The following is a 14,393-nucleotide window of genomic DNA, read 5'->3' on the forward strand; positions in this document are numbered from 1 at the left end:
GGCTTCGACCGCACAGGTCAGCACGGCGGCACCGCTGCCGGCGCCGGTCAGCGAGCGCCCTGCGCCGAAGCCGGCCGCCGTGGCGACCACGCCGAGTGCTGCCGCGACCCCGAAGCCGGAGCCCGCTGCTGCGGCTGCGACCCCGGCAACGGCCACGGCGGCGGCTGAGCCGGCGGCCAGCAACGTGCGTTACATCCTGCAGGCCGGCGCGTTTGGCGCGTCGGGCGATGCCGAAGCGACCAAGGCCAAGCTGGCCATGATCGGTCTGGCGGCGCGGGTGGAGTCGGCGCAGATCAACGGCAAGACCGTGTACCGCGTGCGCATGGGGCCGTATGGCAGCGCCGGCGAGCTGGCCGAAGCCAAGCAGAAGCTGGACGGCACCGGATTGCAGGCGATGGCGATCAAGGCGCAGTAGCACCGACTGGGTAGAGCCGACTGTTAGTCGGCTGCCACGAACCACCAAACAAAAAGCCCCGCATCGCGGGGCTTTTTGTTTTACGTTAGTCCCCCAATCCTCCAGCACGGAGCACCTATGGGCAGTTCAGACGGCAACAACCACCGCATCGACAACATCGAATTCAACGTTGCCGACATCGCCCGCAGCAAGACCTTCTACGGCGAGGTGTTCGGCTGGACCTTCACGGACTACGGCCCCGGCTACACCGAGTTCAACGACGGGCGGCTGCGCGGTGGCTTCACCACCGATGGGCCGGTGCGAAGCGGTGGGCCGCTGGTGATTCTGTACGCCGATGATCTGGTGGCCACGCAGGCGCGCGTTGAACGCGCCGGCGCGGAGATCTCCACGCCGGCCTTCGATTTCCCGGGCGGGCGCCGATTCCATTTCCGCGACCCCGATGGATACGAATTGGCGGTGTGGTCGGCGGCGTGATCAGTCGCGGGCGACCTGGAAGCCCGCGAACGACTGGCTCACCGGCATCAGCTCCAGGCGGTTGATGTTCAGGTGCGCCGGCAGGTTGGCCACCCAGAAGATCTGCTCGGCGATGTCGTCGGCGGTCATCGGGTTGGCGCCGGTGTACAGCGTGTCCGAGGCCGCCTGGTTGCCATGGGTGCGGACCAGGGTGAATTCGGTCTCGGCCATGCCCGGCTCAATGGTGGTCACACGCACGCCGGTGCCGTGCAGGTCCGAGCGCAGGCCCAGCGAGAACTGGCTGACGAAGGCCTTGGTGCCGCCGTAGGCGTTGCCGCCCGGGTACGGGTACACGCCGGCCACCGAGCTGATGTTGATGATGGCGCCCTTGCGTGCCACCAGTTGCGGCAGCAGGCGGTGGGTGAGCGTGACCAGCGCGGTGACGTTGGTGTCGATCATGGTGCGCCAGTCGTCCAGCGAGGCGCTCTGCGCCGGGGCGGTGCCCTGGGCCAGGCCGGCGTTGTTGACCAGCAGGTCGATGTCGACGAACCCGGCCGGCAGTGCGGCCAGCGCCGCTTCCATGGCGGCGCTGTCGCGCACGTCGAACACCGCCGCATGCACGCGCTCGGGGCCGTACTGGTCTACCAGCGGCTGCAGCCGCTCGGCGCGGCGGCCCGTGGCGATCACCCGCCAGCCGGCCTGGGCGAAACGATGGACGGCGGCAGCGCCAAAGCCGGAGGTGGCGCCGGTAATCAGAGCGGTACGGGTCATCGGGGTACTCCGTGGGAATCCCGACTATTTTCGCACCGTCCGCCGGCGCGTGTTGCCGCCGGTTGGCGGCTTCAGCGGATGCGGAACACGCGGGCCTTGGGCAGGTCCTCGTCCACCTGCAGGAACCAGCGCCCGGCGATGCCCGGCACCACCACGATGGGCGGGTTGCTGCGCGCGGCCTTGAGCTTCATTTCGCCCTTGAGCACCTGCCACTGCTGGCCGTTGTCGAGGGTGAAGACCATGCCCGGCTGCCAGCCGCTGATGTCGCCAACGACACTGGCCTTGATGGGGCCGTCATCCAGGCCGGGGAACATCGGCGCCGGGTTCGGTGCCCCCTGCAGCGGCGCCTGGGCGACCGGCGCGGCGGCAACGGGGGCCGGCGCCGGGGCACGGGCGTCGGCCTCGCGGAGCAGGCGGTTCAGGGTCTGCAGCTGCGCGGGGGTGAGGCCCACGTCGGCCAGCTGCTGCGGGTCCACCCGCTGTTCGATCGCCACATACGGGGCCTGGGCCGAGGCCGTTGCGGCCAGCCAGACCATGCCCACACCCGCCAGAACCTGCCACCTGCGCATTGCCTGCTCCACTGCCTGTTGATGCCTGAGGCCCGCACTGTGCTTCACTTTCATGGCAGCCAGATGACAGCCGGAACAGGCCTGGCGGGTGCGGGGGCCGGGTGGGGGTAAAATGGCGGCCAGCCACGCAGCCGCGTCGGCGGTATTGGACGTCTCATGATCAACAACGATGTACTGCGCAGCATCCGCTACATGCTCGACCTCAGCGACGGCATGATTGCCGACACCTGTGCCCTGGCCGACCCGGCCTTCGTGGTGGACAAGGCCGATGTGGCTGGCTGGCTGCGCAAGGAAGACGAAGAAGGTTTCGTGGCCTGCGACGACCGCACCCTGGCCCACTTCCTGGATGGGTTGATCGTGCACTTCCGTGGCCGCGATGAAAGCCAGCCGCTGCGCCCGGTGGAGAAGCGGATCACCAACAACCTGGTGTTGAAGAAGCTGCGTGTTGCCTTCGAGCTGAAGGACGTGGACATGCATGAGATCTTCAACAACGCGGGCTTCCCGGTGTCGAAGCCGGAGCTGTCGGCGCTGTTCCGCCAACCGGACCACAAGAATTTCCGTGCCTGCGGCGATCAGCTGCTGCGTAATTTCCTGAAGGGTTTGACGCTGCGCGTTCGCGCGGCGTAAGGCGCGTTGCCGAGGTCGTGAGGGCAGCGACCTCTCCGGTCGCTGCCCCACCGGCGGTTCGGCCGCCATTGGTAGGGTCGCATCCCTATCGACTGCACGCGCGGGTGGTTACCCCGATTGGGCATGACCGTTGGCGGAGAGGCGCGTTTTCGATCAGCGTCCATGCGTCAACGTGCCGATTGACCGTATCGGCAATCGTTTGGGAACCGATCCTACCGGTGCCCCGACGGTGATTCGGCGGGGAGCCGGTCATTCGGCGGGGCGCGGGATGCGTCAGAAGGTGGTTTGGATCGCGAACTCGACGCGGGAACCGGCGTTGCTGCCGAACAGGCGCTTGGCCGCGCGGTCGGTGTCGTGCGCGGTCACGCGCAGCTCCCACGGACCATGCACCTTCCAGATCGCACTGAGCTGGCCATGCAGGTAATCGTCGGCGTAAGCGCTGTCGAGCCAGTACTGGCCCACCGCGCCTTCGATGCGCCACTGCTCGCCCAGCGGTACGCGCGCGCCCAACTGGGCATAGGTGCCGGTGCGGCCGCTGGCCAGCGCATCGTCAGAGACGCCCACGCTGAGCCAGTAACGCGCCTTCCAGGTCAGGGTGCTGTTGAGCTCGGTCCAGTCCAGGTCCACGCGCGTGGACGGATACAGGTAATGGGTGAGGTTGACGTCCAGCGCCCAATCCGGCGTGAGCTCACCACCCCAGCCGGCAACGATGTCGAATTCGCTGCGTGCACCGGCGTCCGGTTCGAACGATACGCCCGAGCCCCACACCGAGGCGTACCAGCCCGATGCACTGCTCAGCTTCACGCCGGCCTGTACGGCGGGGTCTTCCATGGTCTGAGAGCTGCCGCGCCAGACGTAATCGGAGGTCAGCGTTGCATTGCCATCCACACCAGCCAACGCCGAACCGCTGATCGCCAGGCCGAGAACCAGCCCACTTACCCGGCGCACTGCGCGCCCTGTCACCTGCTTTGCCACCACGTCCACCCCTCCAGAAAACGGCCGCGCCGTTGAAGCGCACAGTGTGGTGAGCGCGCCCGTAAAGGCGCCATGCGCTGCGGCGGCGCCGCGCGCAAATTCGGCGTAAAAGCTGCCTACCAGACCTTCAGGCGGCCCGCGCTATCATGGCGGCCCTGACTGACCTGCAGCGAGAATGGCGTGGACGCGATCCTGACCCCGGTATCGATTGGCGAGCTGATCGACAAGATCACCATCCTGGAAATCAAGGCCGAACGCATCACCGATGCGGGCAAGGTCGCCAACGTGCGCACCGAACTGGATGGGCTGCTGCCGCTGTGGCAGGAACTGCTGGCTGCGCAGCCGGGGTTGGATGCGCTGAAGACCCAGCTCAAGGACATCAATGAGCGGATGTGGGACATCCAGGACCAGCTGCGCGACAAGGAAGCGGCGCAGGTGTTCGATGATCAGTTCATCCAGCTGGCGCGCGGCGTGTATGGCACCAACGGCGAGCGGGTGAAGGTGAAGAACGAGATCAACCGCATTGCCGGGTCGGAGCTGGTGGAAGAAAAGCAGTACCAAGGGGAATGATCGTCAGGCGCATGTCGCGGGTCGGCATCGCGCCAGCCACCCATGGGGTGGCTCTACCGGCGTTCGCGCAGTCGTTCGAGTACAAGCCGGGCGCCGCCGTCCTGGCATGACGTTGTTCCGCGAATGGGCGCATCGCGCCATGGCGTTGTTCCGCGAATGGGTGGACCGGGCCGTAGAGCCACCCCATGGGTGGCGGGAACCATCAACGCGCGGTAGCGGCCAGGAACCGCTCGCGGTCCTGCTGGGTGCGCCGGCGGATCTCTGCCAGCGCTTCATTTTCGGTGGCTTCCAGCATGGATTCGAACAGCCGCTGGAAGTGATTGCGCATCGCCGTGCGCGCCGCGCCCGGGTCACGCATGCGCAGGCCATCGAGGATGGCGGTGTGTTCGTCGTTGCGGGTGTCGCCATCGTTGTGGCACACGTTGGCGTACACCTGGCGCACGCGGGGCAGTTCATTGCGCATGCGCCAGATCAGCTGCACGCAGTGCTCCACCACCGGGTTGCCGGCAATGCGCGCAATGGCCAGGTGGAACTGGCGGTCGGCCTCGCTGGCCGCCGTCTCACTCGACGCCGGGTCGGTCATCGCTGCAATCAGGCCTTCCAGCATCTCCACTTCGGCATCGGTAATACGGCTGGCGGCCATGGCCGCCGCCTCGGCCTCGATCACCGCGCGGGCGGCGGTGAGGTCGAAGGCCGATACGTCCGGCAGCGCGCCAGGGGCGGCCGCCGGACGTGCCTTCACGTACACGCCCGAGCCGGTCTTGATGGTAATCAGGCCCTGCGCCTCCAGGGCGATTTCCGCTTCGCGCACGGTTACCCGGCTCACCCCCAGCCGTTCGGCCAGGTCGCGTTCGCCGGGCAGGCGCGAGCCGGGCGGGAATTCGCCCTTCTCGATCAGCGCGACGATTTCGGCGGCAATGGACTGGTAAAGGCGGGGTTCGGACATCATCAAGGCCTGGCTGTACGGTGGCTGGGAACCAGCACGCTTGTTTAGAACCGGTAGCGTACCCCGAGATAATACCGCCGCCCGTAGGTGGTGTACTCGCGGAAGCTGCCCAGGATCGGCATATCCGACACCCGGGGCTCGTCGGTGAGGTTACTGGCCGACAGCGACACCGACAGGTGCTTGTTCACCTTGTAGGTGGCGCGGAAGTCCAGCGAGCCATTGTCGCGTACGTAACGGTTCTGCGCCGGGTCGCCGACAAACTGCTGGTAGTAGTCGGAGCGGTACTTGTAGATGGCCTGCAGGTCCAGCTTGCCCAGGCCCCAGTACACCTGGGCCGAGGCCACGTGCTTGGACAGGCCGAAGATGCTGGCCGGCTCCACGATGCCGGGGGTGACGAAGCCGGTGGACGGATCGGTGGATTCGCCCAGGCGCAGGTCTTCGGTCTTGAAGTTGGAATGGGCGTAGTTGTAGCTGGCCTTCACGCCCAGCCCGGAGAAGATCCCCGGCAGGTAGGAGAAGGCGTGCGAACCGGTGAGTTCGAAGCCGATCAGGTCGCTCTTCTGGTCACTGGTGGCCAGCTGCTGCACCGGCACGGTGACGCTCACCCCGTCGATATCGAAGTCCTCCCCCACCACCACCGGCACCGAGCCGCCGTTGAACTGCTTGTAGTACACGGCGGTGGAGAGCATGGAATCGGCGTTGGCGTACCACTCCAGCGAGACGTCGGCATTCCACGACATCAGCGGGGTGGCGCGCGGGTTGCCGGTGGAGGTGATCCTGCCCAATGCGTCGGCGACGCTGCCGAATTCGGTGTCCACTTCGTCCAGGCTGAAGCTGCGGCCGAAGCCGAGCGCGGCCAGGTCCGGACGCGACATTGCACGGTAGGCCGCCACACGCAGCAGCAGGTCCGGGCGCAGTTCGAAGGCGGCGTTGAAGCTCGGCAGCCATTCGTCGTTGCTGGACTTGAGCACCTGCCGAGTGAAGTCGCCGGTGGGCTGCAGGGTCACGGTGCCATTGGGGTTGTTGACCACGTCCAGCCCGCTGCGCAGGCCCACCGAACGCACGTCGGTGCGCACCCAGCGCAGGCCGACATTGCCGGTGACCGGCACGCCGAACCATTCGCTGCTGTAGTCGCCCATGAAGTACACGGCGCTGGTCTTCTCGGTCACATCGTTGTTGGCCGGGTCGCGCAGGTCTGCGCTCAGGCCAGTGTCGTCCGCGCCGGTAAAGGCCTTGAACAGGCAGCGGCTGTCGAAGGTGGCCCACTGGTCGATGGTGTTGCCGCTGGCGTTGGCCAGGAAGTCGTCCTGCGGGAACTCCTGGCGGCAGGCGCGGTTGGCCGCACGGATCGCGGCGACATTGGTGGTGGTGACATCCACGGTGTCGGTGAAGTCGGTGTAGGTCGCCTCCGACCGACGCAGGCCGCCCTTGAGCGCGGTGAAGAAGCCGCTTTCGGGGGTGAACGCCGCATCGAACCGGCCGGCACGGATGGTGTGCTCGCGGTCCTGCTGGCGGCGGCGGATGAGGGCCGAATCGGTGAAGTTGTCCGGGTTGTTCACATCGAACGCCGGATCCAGGTAGATGCTGGGCACGTCGCCGCTGTAGTCGTAGGTGTAGTCGACGTAACGGGTGTTCTTGATGCCGGCCACCGGGTTGCCGTTGACGTCGGTACGGCCGGCGCGCAGGCGGGTGGAGCGTTCGATCTGCGAACGCTGGGTGTTGGAATAGGACAGGTCCGTGGAGAACATCCACGCCGCGCTCGGCCGCACGATGACGTTGAAGCCGCCGCCGGTGTATTCCTCCTTGCGCTCCAGGAAGTTGCCGGTGGAATCGATGGTGGTGCTGCCGGTGTGGTGCAGCAGCGCGCCATCGTCGCTGACCACGCGGTTGTTGAGGTTGCGCATCATCGACGACAGCGTCAGGTCCGAACGGTCTTCGGTGTAATCGCGCTTGGAGTGCTGGTAATCCAGGTTCACTTCCACCGCGTCGTTGGGCCGCCACTGCACCGCGCCGAACTGCGAATCGCGCTTGTCGTGTTCGATGAACTGGCGGTACAGGCGGCTGCCCGGCACCAGGTAGTACGGCACGCCGTTGGCCACGTCGTTGCCGTTGACCTGGGTGCAGTTGCGCGTGGCGCCGACCACTTCGCGGCCGTCGCAGGCTGCCCAGGTGGTGCTGCTGGAGAACATCTCTTCCGGGTTGCTGCCTTCCAGCGCCTGCAGGCCGACCGACACGCCGAGCTTGCCGCCGCCGCTGAGGTCGAACTGGTCGATGTAGCTGGCGGTACCGCGCCAGCCCACGCCGTCGCCGTCCTTCAGGCGGTCGTCGTATTCCTGCCAGGTGCCGCGCCCGTCCAGCTGGAAGGTGCGCTTGCCGTACTCCAGCGGTTTGACGGTTTCCATGTTGACCGTACCGGCCACGCCGCCTTCGACGAAGTCGGCGCGCTGGGTCTTGTAGATCGCCACGGTGTTGATCAGCTCCGACGGGAACTGGTTGAAGTTCACCGAGCGGTCGCCGCTGCCGTTGGTGGCCTCGCGCCCGTTGAAGGTGGACGAGCCCAGGAACGGTCCCAGGCCACGGATCGAGATTTCGGAGGCGCCGCCCTTCTCGCGGTGGGTGGACGCGCCGGTGATGGTTTCGATGGCCTCGCCGATCGAGAGTGCGGGCAGGTCGCCGATGTCCTCGGCCGACAGCACGTCGGAGACCACGGTCTCTTCGCGCTTCTTGTCGATCGAGGTCTGGATGGTGCCGCGCGTTCCGGTCACCTGGACCTGGTCGAGCGTGGTGGCCTGTGCAGGCGGGCTGGCCGGTGCATCGGCGTCCTGTGCGTGGGCCAGCGGCACGGCCGCAGTGGCGCACAGGGCGTAGAACAGCGCGCTGTGCAGCGCGGTGTGGCGAAGGCCTCGTGGCGAGGCCGTACGGCGGTCATGCAACATCGTGATCTCCCTCCCAGGATGGATCGTCCGAATACACGGATTCGATCCGGAAGATTCACGACTCAAAGACCAATGTCAATGAATTGGTACTAAAGTCTACCCCTGTGAACTGCCTAGACCACTTTGAGCGTTCTTTATGTGCGGATGCAGCAGATGTTTGCGCAAATGGCTTACCAGATGCGGCTAAAGTGGTATGTGATTGTGGTTGACGTTGTTGCGGTTGGGGCTGTTACCATCCGGACTCGCGTTGGGGTCTACGGTGATCTGGGAGGGTTAGCCTGTGGCACAGCAACAAGAGGTACGGTTTGGTGGGGTGGTGGTGAAGCGTTGGCGTTGGTTGGGTCCATGCGTTAAAGGGGCGATTGGCCGTACGGGCAGTCGTTTGGGAACCGACCCTACCGGGGTGGGTCTCGCGGTCGTCCTGGCCTTGGTGCCTACTGCTGCCTTTTCGGCTGAGTATCTGGTGCATGACTCGGCTGGGTACGCTGCTGCCGCCAAGAGCCTGAAACCGGGCGACACGGTGATCCTGGCCGACGGGATCTGGCGCGATGTGGATCTGTTGCTGACCGGGACCGGGAAAATTGGTCAACCAATTCGACTGACGGCGCAGACGCCCGGGAAGGTGATCCTGAGCGGGCAATCCCAGCTGCGGCTGGCGGGTGCCTATCTGGAGGTCTCCAACCTGGTCTTCCGCGATGGCTGGGCGCCGGGCGGCGAGGTGGTGAGCTTCCGCCGCTCGTCCAGCCAATGGGCCGAGCACAGCCGGGTGACCGGCATCGTCATCGACGGCTACAACAAGCCCGATCGCGCCCAGTCCGACAACTGGGTGGCGATGTACGGCAAGTTCAATCGCTTCGACCACAACCAGCTGGTCGGCAAGACCAACACCGGCACCACCCTGGTGGTGGTGCGCAACGCCACCAGCGGCTTGGACAACCAGCACCGCATCGACCACAACTGGTTCGGGCCGCGCCCCAACCTGGGCAGCAACGGCGGCGAAACCCTCCGCGTGGGCACCAGCCACGATTCGCAGTCGGCCTCCAACACGGTGGTGGAGAACAACTGGTTCGAGGAATGCGACGGCGAGGTGGAGATCGTCTCCAACAAGTCCGGCGGCAATCTCTACCGCGGCAACGTATTCAAGACCTCGCGCGGGTCGCTGGTGCTGCGCCACGGCCACGGCAACGTGGTGGAGCGCAATGTGTTCCTCGGCGACGGCAAGCCGCACACCGGCGGCGTGCGGGTGATCAACCGCGACCAGATCGTGCGCGACAACTACTTCGAAGGCGTGGTCGGCGACGGCTTCGCCTCTGCGCTGGCGGTGATGGCCGGTACGCGCGATGCGCCGCTGAACCGCTATGAGCAGGTCGACAATGCGCGCATCAGCAACAACAGCTTCGTGCAGGTGCGCCATCTGTTCCTCGGCGCGGGGCTGGATGACGAACGCAACGCCATGCCGGTGCGCAGCAGGATCGACGGCAACCTGTTCGTCGGCGACGGCACCGGCGAACCGCTGCGCGTGCAGGGCGAGCTGGGCGGCATCGCCTTCAGTGGCAACGTGCAGAGCCCAACCGTGTCGCCCGGCTTCCCGGGCGGCGTGAGCGGCCGTGCGCTCACCCTGCAGCGCGCGGCCAATGGCCTGCTGTATCCGCCCGCGGGTACGGAAGTGGGCGCGCCGCGTGACCTCGCGCCGGTCGCGCGCGAGCAGGTGGGCGTGGACTGGTACCCCAAGCAACGCACACAGGTGGCGGTGGACAGCGGCGCGAGCCACAGCGTTGCGCCGGGCGAAGACACCCTGAGCCGCGCCGTGGCCGACAGCGCGCCCGGCGATGTACTCCAGCTCAAAGCCGGCGATTACCGCGTGGGCCAGGTGCTGGCGCTCACCCACCCGCTCAGCGTGGAAGGGCCGCAGCAGGGCAGCGCGCGCGTGCGGTTCAGCGGTCCGTCGCTGTTCGAGCTGCGCGCGGGCGGTGCGCTGCGGCTCACCCGGCTGGACATCGATGGCAGTCTGGCCCCGGACGCCGCAGGCAATGCGGTAGTACGTGTGCCCCCCGGCAGCCAGGCGTTCGATTACACGCTGGAAATCACCCACAGCCGCATCCACGACCTGACCAGCAACAAGGCCTTCGATGTCATCAACACAGGCAAGGGCACGCTGGCGCGCTGGATCCGCCTGCAGCAGGTCGGGGTGGATGACATCAGCGGCAGCGTGATCAACGCGTCCGCCGAGACCGATGACCTGGGCACCTACAACGTGGAGACCGTGGACATTCTGGACTCGGTCTTTCAACGCATCGGCGGTCCGCTGGTGAACCTGTACCGCGGCGGCACCGACGAAAGTACCTTCGGCCCCGCCCTTTATCTGCGCAGCAGCCGACTGGACACGGTCGGCGCGAGCGCCGACACCAGCCTGCGCCTGCACGGTGTGCAGCTGGCCAGCCTGAGCGACACCAGCTGGCAGCGCAGCGGCCGCGTGCGCTTCACCCACCAGGTCGGCGAGCCGCACCTGCAGCTGCACGGCAACACCTTTACCGCTACGGCGGCACTGCAGTCCGATATCCCAGCCGAGACCCTGCCATGACGCGTTCCACGCCCCTGATGCTGCTGCTGGCGGCCACCTTCAGCGCAGCCGCGCTTCCCGCCGCACATGCCCAGGCCGAGAGCCCGGCCGCGCGCAGCAGCGAGGCCTCCAGCGCGCCGGTGCTGGTCACCGCCGCACAGTGGGAGCAGATGCGCCGCGACGGCGCCGGCTACCCGATGTTCGCCAAGGAACAGGCACGCGCCGAGAAGCTGGTGCGCGCGATGATGAAGGCCGGCATCGACGTGCCGGTCCCCAAGGACAAGGGCGGCGGTTACACCCACGAACAGCACAAGCGCAATTACCAGGCCATCCAGGCTGCTGGCGCGCTGTACCGGCTGACCGGCGACAAGGCGTACGCGAACTTCGCGCGCGACGTGCTGCTCGGCTACGCCAAGCTCTACCCCGGGCTGGGCGCGCACCCGGAAGGGCGCGGGCAGATTCCGGGGCGGCTGTTCTGGCAGACCCTCAACGATTCGGTGTGGCTGGTGAACGCGGTGCAGGGCTATGACGCGATCCGCGACAGCCTGAGTGCCGACGAGCGCCGCACCATCGACGACAACGTGTTCCGGCCCATGGCCCAGTTCCTGAGTGGCAACCCGGAGAACTTCGACAAGATCCACAACCACGCCACCTGGGCGGTGGCCGCCACCGGCATGACCGGCTACGTACTGCGCGACCCGGTGCTGGTGGAGCAGGCGCTGATGGGCAGCAAGCGCGATGGCAATGCCGGCTTCCTCAAGCAGGTGGACCAGCTGTTCTCGCCTGATGGTTATTACGAGGAAGGCCCCTACTACCAGCGCTATGCGCTGGCGCCGTTCATCCTGTTCGCCAACGCGGTGGAGCGCAACGAACCGCAGCGCGGCATCTTCAAGCGCCGCGACGGCGTGCTGCTCAAGGCGGTGGACGCGCTGGTGCAGAGCAGCTACGCCGGCTACTTCATTCCGATCAACGACGCGATCCTGGACAAGGGGCTGGACACCGAAGAGCTGGTGGCCGGCATCGACATCGCCTACGCCAACACCAGCGATGCGCGCCTGCTGTCGGTGGCCAAGCAGCAGAAACGCGTGCTGCTCTCGCCCGAAGGCCTGCAGGTGGCCAAGGCGCTGGCCGATGGCAAGGCCAAGCCGTTCGCCTTCGTGCCCACGCTGTTGCGCGATGGCCCGGACGGCACCGAAGGCGCGCTGGCCATCCTGCGCATGGGCGGTGAGGACGGCCAGGCGCTGGTGATGAAGAACACCAAGCAGGGCATGGGCCACGGCCACTTCGACAAGCTCAACTGGCTGTTCTACGACAACGGCCAGCGCGTGGTGACCGACTACGGCGCGGCGCGCTTCCTCAACATCGAGGCGAAGTCCGGCGGCATCTACCTGCCCGAGAACAACAGCTGGGCGCGGCAGACGCTGGCGCACAACACGCTGGTGGTGAACGAGCAGAGCCACTTCGGTGGCGACTGGAAGAAGGGCCAGCCGCTGGCCCCCGCCCCGCTGTTGTTCGCGGTGACCGATGACACGCAGATTGCGTCGGCGCGCATGGTCGGCGCCTACGACGGGGTGGCGTTCACCCGCACCCAGGCCCTGCTCTCGCACCCGTCGCTGGGCCAGCCGGTGGTGCTGGACCTGCTGCGCGTGGAGGGCAGCAAACCGGCGCGCTACGACCTGCCGCTGCACTTCAACGGCCACATCATGGACGTCGGCTTCAAGGCGCAGTCCGCCGTGGCCACCCGGCCGGTGCTGGGCAAGGCCAACGGCTACCAGCATGTGTGGGTGGATGCGTCGAGCGAACCCGGCACCGCGCCGCGCAGCCTGACCTGGCTGCTGGACGGGCGCTTCTACACCTACCGCTTCGCCAGCACCGCGCCGTCGCGGGCGCTGATCGGCGAGAGCGGCGCCAACGATCCTTCCTTCAACCTGCGCCGTGAACCGATGCTGCTGCAGCGGGTGGACGGCCAGGCCAGCACCACGTTCTATGGCGTTCTGGAACCGCATGGCCAGTACGACGGCACCGCCGAGACCGTGCGCGGGGCCAACAGCCGCATCGACCGGCTGGCGCACTACCGTGGCAAGGATGCGAGCGTGCTGGTGCTGAACCTGGCCGGCGGCACGCGCGTGGCGCTGGGCATTGCCGATGACCCGTCCAAGGGCGGCAGCCACGAGGTAAGCGCGGAGGGCCAGCGCTGGAGCTGGACCGGCGGCTGGAAGCGCTTCGATACCGCCAGCGGCAAGGACGGCAAATGAACGTCGGCACGCGGACGCGCTCGTACGTGCGCTGGCTGATCGTGGCCCTGATCGCGGTGGCCACGGTGATCAACTACATCGACCGCAACGCGTTGGCGGTGATGTGGCCGCAGATCTCCAAGGACGTGGGCGCCACCAAGGAAGACTACGCGCTGCTGGTGACGGTGTTCATGCTGTTCTACGCCGCCGGCCAGTTCGTGTTCGGGCGCCTGTTCGACATCATCGGCACGCGGCTGGGCTTCGCGCTGTCGATCGCGGTGTGGTCGATCTCGATCGCCCTGCACTCGGTCACCCACTCGATCCTGTCCTTCAGCATCGTGCGCGCCATGCTGGGCATCAGTGAAGCCGGCGCCTGGCCGGGCGCGGTGAAGGCCAACGCCGAGTGGTTCCCCGCGCGCGAGCGTGCGCTGGCGCAGGGCGTGTTCAATGCCGGCGCCTCCATCGGCGCGATCATCTCGGCGCCGCTGATCGCAGTGCTGTTCCTGTGGCTGGGCTGGCGCGGCACCTTCATTTTGATCGGCGCCATCGGCTTCGTGTGGCTGCTGCCCTGGCTGATCATCTACCGCGCCGGGCCCGACAAGCACCCGTGGGTGAGCGCGGCCGAGCGTGCATTGATCCTGGATGCGCCGACCGAACAGCCGGCGGTGCCCAGGGTGGAGTACGTGCCCAACGTGCGCCAGCTGCTGGGCCACCGGCAGACCTGGGGCATCCTGGCGACGCGCTTCTTCATCGACCCGATCTGGTGGCTGTTCGTGTCCTGGCTGCCGATCTACCTGGCCGACACCTTCGGTTTCGACATCAAGCAGATCGGCATCTTCGCCTGGGTGCCCTATGTGGGCGCAATGATCGGCAGCCTTGGCGGGGGCTGGTTGTCCGGGCGGCTGATCGGCGCCGGCTGGAGCGTGGACCGCGCGCGCAAGTGGGTCATCACCCTGGGCGGCGCGATCATGGCCCCGGCCCTGCTGGGCGCGGTGCTGGCCACCGACCCGGTGTGGGCGGTGGTGACGATTGCCTTTGTGCTGTTCGGCTTCCAGATCGCCATCGGCAACATCCAGACCCTGCCCGGCGACATCTTCAGCGGCAAGTCGGTCGGCTCGCTGGCCGGGCTGGGCGGCATGGCCGCGGTGGCCGGCACGCTGATCACCACCTGGCTGGTGCCGGTGATGACCCGCGATTCCTATGCACCCATTTTCATCCTGGTGGCGGCGCTGGTGCCCGCCTCCCTGCTCGCCCTGTGGCTGGTGACCGGACGCGTCGAGAAGGTCGACGCGCCGCCCTCCCGCTGACATTCCCTTTTCCCCCTCGCATCACTGGAG

General features: G+C 67.0%; 12 protein-coding genes. 7 read left to right on the forward strand and 5 right to left on the reverse strand.

All coding sequences use genetic code 11. The annotated features are described in order from the left end of the window. Positions 1 to 415, forward strand: a 415-nt coding sequence (locus ACREPD_RS15425; protein WP_431600139.1) for an SPOR domain-containing protein, incomplete at its 5' end; no start/stop codon positions are given. Positions 416 to 532: 117 nt separating this feature from the next. Continuing rightward, the gene (locus tag ACREPD_RS15430) at positions 533 to 889 is read left to right on the forward strand and encodes a VOC family protein (RefSeq protein ID WP_431600140.1); all 357 of its coding nucleotides are present in this window, start codon (positions 533 to 535) and stop codon (positions 887 to 889) included. On the opposite strand, the gene ACREPD_RS15435 is transcribed toward ACREPD_RS15430, so the two are convergent. Both ACREPD_RS15435 and ACREPD_RS15440 read right to left on the reverse strand, forming a co-directional pair. Further along, entirely contained in the window at positions 890 to 1,639 is a 750-nt protein-coding gene (locus tag ACREPD_RS15435) for an SDR family NAD(P)-dependent oxidoreductase (RefSeq protein WP_431600141.1), read from the reverse strand. It lies immediately after the preceding gene. A gap of 71 nt (positions 1,640 to 1,710) precedes the next feature. After that, entirely contained in the window at positions 1,711 to 2,208 is a 498-nt protein-coding gene (locus tag ACREPD_RS15440) for a hypothetical protein (protein WP_431600142.1), read from the reverse strand. A 156-nt stretch (positions 2,209 to 2,364) separates the two neighbouring features. On the opposite strand from ACREPD_RS15440, the gene ACREPD_RS15445 reads away from it, so the two are divergent. Further along, entirely contained in the window at positions 2,365 to 2,835 is a 471-nt protein-coding gene (locus ACREPD_RS15445) for a DUF1456 family protein (protein WP_431600143.1), read from the forward strand. 273 nt (positions 2,836 to 3,108) lie between these two features. On the opposite strand, the gene ACREPD_RS15450 is transcribed toward ACREPD_RS15445, so the two are convergent. Next, positions 3,109 to 3,798 (reverse strand): TorF family putative porin, encoded by a 690-nt coding sequence (locus ACREPD_RS15450; protein WP_431600144.1) that lies wholly within the window; start codon positions 3,796 to 3,798, stop codon positions 3,109 to 3,111. A gap of 192 nt (positions 3,799 to 3,990) precedes the next feature. Here ACREPD_RS15450 and ACREPD_RS15455 point away from each other — a divergent pair, with 192 nt between their 5' ends. Beyond that, positions 3,991 to 4,380, forward strand: a complete 390-nt coding sequence (locus tag ACREPD_RS15455; RefSeq protein WP_431600145.1) for a DUF6165 family protein — start codon at positions 3,991 to 3,993, stop codon at positions 4,378 to 4,380. Between the two features lie 202 nt (positions 4,381 to 4,582). Here the strand turns inward: ACREPD_RS15455 and ACREPD_RS15460 are convergent, their stop codons facing one another. Both ACREPD_RS15460 and ACREPD_RS15465 read right to left on the reverse strand, forming a co-directional pair. Continuing rightward, entirely contained in the window at positions 4,583 to 5,326 is a 744-nt protein-coding gene (locus tag ACREPD_RS15460; protein ID WP_431600146.1) for a FadR/GntR family transcriptional regulator, read from the reverse strand. Positions 5,327 to 5,370: 44 nt separating this feature from the next. Further along, entirely contained in the window at positions 5,371 to 8,262 is a 2,892-nt protein-coding gene (locus tag ACREPD_RS15465) for a TonB-dependent receptor (protein WP_431600147.1), read from the reverse strand. A 463-nt stretch (positions 8,263 to 8,725) separates the two neighbouring features. On the opposite strand from ACREPD_RS15465, the gene ACREPD_RS15470 reads away from it, so the two are divergent. The 3 genes from ACREPD_RS15470 to ACREPD_RS15480 are packed head-to-tail and all read left to right on the forward strand — an operon-like array spanning position 8,726 to position 14,363. Then, positions 8,726 to 10,843, forward strand: a complete 2,118-nt coding sequence (locus tag ACREPD_RS15470) for a chondroitinase-B domain-containing protein (protein ID WP_431600148.1) — start codon at positions 8,726 to 8,728, stop codon at positions 10,841 to 10,843. Continuing rightward, positions 10,840 to 13,077 (forward strand): oligoalginate lyase, encoded by a 2,238-nt coding sequence (locus ACREPD_RS15475; protein WP_431600149.1) that lies wholly within the window; start codon positions 10,840 to 10,842, stop codon positions 13,075 to 13,077. Before ACREPD_RS15470 ends, ACREPD_RS15475 begins: the two co-directional genes overlap by 4 nt. After that, positions 13,074 to 14,363, forward strand: coding sequence for an MFS transporter (locus tag ACREPD_RS15480; RefSeq protein WP_431600150.1), 1,290 nt, complete (start codon positions 13,074 to 13,076; stop codon positions 14,361 to 14,363). The genes ACREPD_RS15475 and ACREPD_RS15480 overlap by 4 nt, the downstream gene beginning before the upstream one ends. Positions 14,364 to 14,393: the final 30 nt, after the last annotated feature.

The sequence above is a fragment of the Stenotrophomonas sp. genome, assembly GCF_050737075.1.
Taxonomy (GTDB): domain Bacteria; phylum Pseudomonadota; class Gammaproteobacteria; order Xanthomonadales; family Xanthomonadaceae; genus Stenotrophomonas.